The following is a 6,115-nucleotide window of genomic DNA, read 5'->3' on the forward strand; positions in this document are numbered from 1 at the left end:
CCGCCCCTTCCCGAACTGGGGCGCTGCCCCAGGCCCCGGTCCTCAAGCGCCGGACGGGCTGGGGTGGGCCGGGGGTTGCTGGGGCTCCGCCCCCGACCCCGCTCCTCAAACGCAGGAGGGGCTGAGAGTTGCCGCTGCGCGGCACATCCAGCCCGTCCGGCGTTTGAGGACACGCCCGTAGGGCGTCCCGGGGGTCTGGGGGCCTGCCCCCAGTTCGGGAAGGGGCGGGGTGGGGAAAAGGCCCCGCGCAGCGGTCGGCCAGTAGCTCGCTACATCGCGATGCCCAGCTTCGCGTCGCGCAGGCGCTCGATCGCGTCCTTGTCGCCTTCCATCTGCACCTGCGCCGCGTCCTGCCGCCCGAAGGCGAACAGCACCAGCTCACCCGGCTCACCCGTGACCGTCACCACCGGCGTCCCGCGATGCGCCACCGCCGTCTGCCCGTCCGGGCGCCGCAGCACCACACCCACCGGCGCCTTCCGGCCCAGCACACGCGCCGCCTTCTCGATCCGCGACCACAGGGCGTTCGCGAAGACCGCGTCGAGCTCGCGCGGCGTCCAGTCGGGCTGCGCCCGCCGGACATCCTCGGCATGGACGTAGAACTCGACGGTGTTGGCGGCCTCGTCGAGCTGTTTGAGGGCGTACGGAGACATCCGTGGCGGACCCGTACGGATGAGCTGGATCAATTCCTCGTACGGCTTCGCGGCGAACTCCGCCTGCACCCGTTCGAGCCGGCTCTTCAGCGCCCCGAGGATTATCCCGCCCGCCGCGTCGGCGCGGCGCTCGCGCACCACCACATGGGCGGCGAGCTCACGGGTGTTCCAGCCGTCGCACAGCGTCGGGGCATCGGGTCCGGCCGCCTCCAGCAGGTCGGCGAGGAGGAGTCGTTCACGCTTGGCATGGGTCGACATGACGGCCAGCGTACGGCCGTTGCCCCCGCCAGTGCCACGGCGCCGCGCGTTCGATGAGTCCAATGCGTCCAATGACCGGACGGCGTCCGGGGCACGGCACAATGGCGGACATGACCAGTACGCCCCCTCCCAGCAGTCTCGACCCCGCCATCGCCGCCCGCCTCAAGCGCGGCGCCGACGGCCTGGTCCCGGCCATCGCCCAGCAGTACGACACCGGTGAGGTGCTGATGCTCGGGTGGATGGACGACGAGGCGCTCCACCGGACCCTGACCACCGGCCGCTGCACGTACTGGTCGCGCAGCCGCCAGGAGTACTGGGTCAAGGGCGACACGTCCGGGCACTTCCAGCACGTCAAGTCCGTCGCCCTGGACTGCGACGCCGACACCGTGCTCGTACGGGTCGACCAGGTCGGCGCCGCCTGCCACACCGGCGACCGCACCTGCTTCGACTCCGACGTACTGCTCCCCCTCGCGAAGTAAGGTCACCGGCCATGGACATCGAGACCTTCCGCAAGCTGGCCGTCGACCGGCGTGTCATCCCCGTCAGCCGCAGGCTGCTCGCGGACGGCGACACGCCCGTGGGCCTGTACCGCAAGCTCGCCGCCGAGCGCCCCGGGACTTTTCTGCTGGAGTCCGCCGAGAACGGGCGCTCCTGGTCCCGGTACTCCTTCGTCGGCGTACGCAGCGCCGCCACCCTCACCGTCCGCGACGGTCAGGCGCACTGGCTCGGGACCCCGCCCGTCGGCGTACCCGTGGGCGGCGATCCGCTCGACGCGCTGCGCGCCACCATCGAGGCCCTGCACACCCCGCGCGACCTCGCGGGCGGCCTGCCGCCGTTCACCGGCGGCATGGTCGGTTACCTCGGGTACGACGTCGTACGCCGCCTGGAGAAGATCGGCGAGCACGGGCGGGACGATCTCCGGCTGCCCGAACTGACCATGCTGCTGACCTCGGACCTCGCCGTACTCGACCACTGGGACGGCTCGGTGCTGCTGATCGCCAACGCGATCAACCACAACGACCTCGACACGGGCGTCGACGAGGCGTACGCCGACGCCGTCGCCCGGCTCGACGCGATGGAGGCCGACCTCAGCCGGGCCGTGCCGACCGCGCCCACCACCCTGCCGCCGTCCGAGCTGCCGCCGTACACCGCGCTGTGGGGCGGCGAGGCCTACCAGGCCGCCGTCGACGACATCAAGGAGCGCATCCGCGCGGGCGAGGCCTTCCAGGTCGTACCGTCCCAGCGCTTCGAGACACCGTGCACGGCGAGCGCGCTCGACGTCTACCGGGTGCTGCGCGCCACCAACCCGTCGCCGTACATGTACCTCTTCCGCTTCGACGGCTTCGACGTCGTCGGCTCCAGCCCCGAGGCGCTGGTCAAGGTCGAGGACGGGCGCGCCATGGTGCACCCCATCGCCGGGACCCGGCACCGGGGCGCCACGCCGCAGGAGGACCAGGCCCTCGCCGACGAGCTGCTCGCCGACCCCAAGGAGCGCGCCGAACACCTGATGCTCGTCGACCTCGGCCGCAATGACCTCGGGCGGGTCTGCGAGCCCGGCAGCGTCGAGGTCGTCGACTTCATGTCCGTCGAGCGGTACTCGCACGTCATGCACATCGTGTCGACCGTGACGGGGCGGGTCGCGCCGGGCCGCAGCGCCTTCGACGTACTGACCGCCTGTTTCCCGGCCGGGACGCTGTCCGGCGCTCCGAAGCCGCGCGCCATGCAGATCATCGAGGAGCTGGAGCCGTCGCGCCGCGGCCTGTACGGCGGCTGCGTCGGCTACCTCGACTTCGCCGGCGACTCCGACACCGCCATCGCCATCCGCACCGCCCTGCTGCGGGACGGCACGGCGTACGTGCAGGCCGGAGCGGGTGTGGTGGCCGATTCCGACCCCGTCGCCGAGGACACCGAGTGCCGGAACAAGGCGGCCGCTGTGCTGCGCGCGGTGCACACGGCGAACCGCCTCTGAGCCCCCTCCTGGGCGCGGAACGGGCGTAAGGGATAGTGGAGTACGTGAGTGCCGCAACCCCCGTACCTCTTCCGCTTCCGCGCAGCGAGACCGCGCCGGCCGCCTCCACGGGCCGCCGCAGTCTCGCCGCCGCGCTGCTGCTCGGTGCCCTCGGCGCCGCCGTCGTGCTCCTCGCCTCCGGCCGCACCTGGGCCGAGGGCGCGGCCGTGGTCCCGGGCGGGGCGCTGCCGCTCGACGTCGAGGGGCAGGACGTCACCGGCGCCCCCGCGGCGCTGGCCATCGTCGGCCTCGCCGCGCTGGTCGCCGTATTCGCCGTCCGCAGGGCGGGCCGCCTGCTGGTCGCGGGGCTGCTCGCGCTGAGCGGCGCGGGCGCCGCCGTCACCGCTCTCCTCGGCGCGTCCGGCGGCGCGGCGCTCGACGAGAAGGCCGCGGAGATGACCGGCGACGCCGCGGCGACGGCCGGCTCCCTGACCCACACCGCGTGGCCGTACGTGACCGCGGCCGGTGGCCTGCTGATCCTGGCCGCCGGGCTGCTCGCGCTGTGGTGCGGCCGGAAGTGGCCCGCCATGTCGGGCCGTTACGAGCGCGACGGCAGCCCACGGGCCCGCAAGGCGCCCGCCGCCCCGGACCCGGACCGGCCCGAGGACCTCTGGAAGGCACTCGACCGCGGCGAGGACCCGACGCGCGACGCATGACCCCCGAGATCACGTCGCCTGTCATCGTGCGGGACAATGAGCGACGAGCGTACGACTCACGGACTCACCCCTCACCACAGAGCAACAGCAACGAGGAGCAACTCATGGCGGGCAGCAGCCACGGACACACCCCGGCCGCCTGGACCGGTGTCACCATCGCCTTCATCGGTTTCTGCATTTCGGGCGCCTTCACGGTGCTGGCCAATCCGCTCGGCTTCTGGGCGGGAATCGTCGTGATACTGCTCGGTGGTGTCGTCGGAATGGCCATGAAGGCCGCGGGTCTCGGCATGGCCAAGGAGTCCGAGGAGATGCGCCGGGCCCGTGAAGAGGCCGGCCGGGCGCAGCCCAGCAGCCAGATCCAGACCCACTGACGGCTTTCCCCGGCCCGGCCCTTCGCCGGTGCTGATGCGGCGCCGATGCGGTGCTGACGCGAGGCGCAGTCCTGACGGGCTGCGCCTTTCCTCATGAGCGGGGACAATCGGCGGGTGGATACCGTGCCTTCGCCTGCCCCGGCCCCTTCGCCGCCGCCCTCACCGGCCCCCGTGCGACCCGCTCCCGCGTCCCTCGCCCGGCGGCTCGCCGCACCGGCCGCCGCGATGGCGGGCGTACTGGCTGCCTTCACGTACGTCGGCACGGTCGACCCCAACGAGCCGGGCCACTATCCCGTGTGCCCGCTCCTCCAGCTCACCGGCATCTACTGCCCCGGCTGCGGCGGACTGCGCAGCGCGCACGCCGTCGCCACCGGCGATCTGGCGGCTGCCTTCGGCGCCAACGCCATGGCCGTCGTCGGCTACGGAGTCTTCGCCGTGCTGTGGGCCGTCTGGGTGGTACGCGCCGGCCGGGGAATCCCCGTGCGGATCACGCTCAAGCCCGTCCACTGGTGGGCGATCGGCGCCGTGGCAGCGGTCTTCAGCGTCGTCCGGAACCTGCCGTTCGGCTCGGCGCTCGCCCCCTGAAGTCCCAGGTGGTGGGACTGGTCGCCACTCGATGCGAGACCTGAGGCCTCCTGCGGATAGCATTGGTATGGCTGATCCTGGTCCACCATCACCCTCCCGGAAGGGGGCCGCTCGCGTGAGTGTGCTCGACGAGATCATCGAAGGCGTGCTCGCCGACCTTGCGGAGCGGCAGGCAAGCGTAAGTCTCGACGAGCTCAAAGACCGCGCGGCGAAGGCGGCCCCGGCCAAGGACGGAGTCGCCGCCCTGCGCGGCGACGGCGTCAAGGTCATCTGCGAGGTCAAGCGCTCCAGCCCCTCCAAGGGCGCGCTCGCCGCGATCGCCGACCCGGCCGGACTCGCCGCCGACTACGAGGCGGGCGGCGCGGCCGTCATCTCCGTACTGACCGAGCAGCGGCGCTTCGGCGGTTCGCTGGCCGACCTGGAGGCCGTACGCGCCAAGGTCGACATCCCGCTGCTGCGCAAGGACTTCATCGTCACGGCCTACCAGCTGTGGGAGGCGCGGGCGTACGGCGCCGACCTGGCGCTGCTGATCGTCGCCGCCCTGGAGCAGGAGGCCCTCGTCTCCCTGATCGAGCGGGCCGAGTCCATCGGGCTCACGCCGCTGGTCGAGGCGCACGACGAGGAAGAGGTCGAGCGCGCGGTCGAGGCCGGCGCGAAGATCATCGGTATCAACGCGCGCAACCTCAAGACGCTCAAGGTCGACCGCGGCACGTTCGAGCGCGTCGCCCCCGAGATCCCGGCCGGCATCGTCACGGTCGCCGAGTCCGGCGTCCGCGGCCCGCACGACCTCATCGCGTACGCCAACGCGGGCGCCGACGCGGTGCTCGTGGGCGAGTCGCTGGTCACCGGCCGCGACCCGAAGGGCGCCGTTGCCGACCTGGTCGCCGCGGGCGCCCACCCCGCCCTGCGCCACGGCCGGAGCTGACTGCCACCCCGATGACCGCTGTCCGCCGTACCGTCGCACTCACCCGGCCGGGCCTTCGCCCGCTCGCCGGGGCGCGGGCGCGCGACCCGCACGCGCCGCTGGCACGCGGGTGCCGTCCGCGCGGGTGCCGGGCTCCGGCGCGGCGGGTGCGGGGACGCCGGGTGCGGTACCACATCGGTTCCGAGCCGGGCCAGATCAACGGCATGCGATGGCGCACCGAAGGCGCGCTGTAGCGATCCGCGGTCTGTCATGCCCGTACGCCCGAATGCCTTGAGGCGTAGCGGGGCGGATTCGCGCGCAGCGCATACGGTCCAGTCAACCCGTTGATCTTTCATGGGGCGCGAGCCCCTTCTGAGGAGTACGTCGGATGTCTTCTGACTTCTTCATTCCGGACCCCGAGGGCACCGTCCCCAGCGCCGAGGGCTACTTCGGCGCGTACGGCGGCAAGTTCATCCCCGAGGCGCTCGTCGCCGCGGTCGACGAGGTCGCCGTCGAGTACGACAAGGCCAAGTCCGACCCGGCGTTCGCGGCCGAGCTGAACGAGCTGATGGTCAACTACACGGGCCGGCCCAGCTCGCTGACCGAGGTACGGCGGTTCGCCGAACATGCGGGCGGCGCGCGGATCTTCCTCAAGCGCGAAGACCTCAACCACACCGGCTCGC

8 protein-coding genes and 1 pseudogene are annotated in these 6,115 nt (G+C 72.5%); 8 read left to right on the forward strand and 1 reads right to left on the reverse strand.

Going from position 1 to position 6,115, the window contains the following annotated elements; all coding sequences use genetic code 11:
- Nucleotides 1–269: 269 nt before the first annotated feature.
- Nucleotides 270–908, reverse strand: coding sequence for a TIGR03085 family metal-binding protein (locus tag J7E91_RS35220; RefSeq protein ID WP_214911481.1), 639 nt, complete (start codon nt 906–908; stop codon nt 270–272).
- 110 nt (nt 909–1,018) lie between these two features.
- Between J7E91_RS35220 and hisI the strand changes: the two genes are divergently transcribed.
- The 8 genes and pseudogenes from hisI to J7E91_RS35260 form a co-directional block, all read left to right on the forward strand.
- Nucleotides 1,019–1,387 carry a phosphoribosyl-AMP cyclohydrolase gene (hisI, locus tag J7E91_RS35225; protein WP_214911483.1) on the forward strand — a complete coding sequence of 123 codons (369 nt, stop codon included), beginning with the start codon at nt 1,019–1,021 and terminating at the stop codon, nt 1,385–1,387.
- A gap of 11 nt (nt 1,388–1,398) precedes the next feature.
- Nucleotides 1,399–2,877: an anthranilate synthase component I gene (locus J7E91_RS35230; RefSeq protein WP_214911485.1), complete on the forward strand. Its 1,479-nt coding sequence runs from the start codon at nt 1,399–1,401 to the stop codon at nt 2,875–2,877.
- A gap of 35 nt (nt 2,878–2,912) precedes the next feature.
- Nucleotides 2,913–3,572: a TIGR02234 family membrane protein gene (locus tag J7E91_RS35235; RefSeq protein ID WP_214911487.1), complete on the forward strand. Its 660-nt coding sequence runs from the start codon at nt 2,913–2,915 to the stop codon at nt 3,570–3,572.
- Nucleotides 3,573–3,676: 104 nt separating this feature from the next.
- Entirely contained in the window at nt 3,677–3,943 is a 267-nt protein-coding gene (locus tag J7E91_RS35240) for an HGxxPAAW family protein (protein ID WP_214911489.1), read from the forward strand.
- A 93-nt stretch (nt 3,944–4,036) separates the two neighbouring features.
- Entirely contained in the window at nt 4,037–4,528 is a 492-nt protein-coding gene (locus tag J7E91_RS35245; protein ID WP_214911491.1) for a DUF2752 domain-containing protein, read from the forward strand.
- A 115-nt stretch (nt 4,529–4,643) separates the two neighbouring features.
- On the forward strand, nt 4,644–5,453 hold the full coding sequence (trpC, locus tag J7E91_RS35250) for an indole-3-glycerol phosphate synthase TrpC (RefSeq protein ID WP_214911493.1): 810 nt from the start codon (nt 4,644–4,646) through the stop codon (nt 5,451–5,453).
- A gap of 11 nt (nt 5,454–5,464) precedes the next feature.
- Nucleotides 5,465–5,686, forward strand: coding sequence for a tryptophan biosynthesis modulator TrpM (gene trpM / locus J7E91_RS35255; RefSeq protein WP_214911495.1), 222 nt, complete (start codon nt 5,465–5,467; stop codon nt 5,684–5,686).
- Nucleotides 5,687–5,820: 134 nt separating this feature from the next.
- A pseudogene (locus J7E91_RS35260) lies at nt 5,821–6,115 on the forward strand (tryptophan synthase subunit beta); the annotation flags it as partial.

This window comes from Streptomyces sp. ISL-99 (assembly GCF_018614005.1).
Taxonomy (GTDB): Bacteria; Actinomycetota; Actinomycetes; order Streptomycetales; family Streptomycetaceae; genus Streptomyces; species Streptomyces flavidovirens.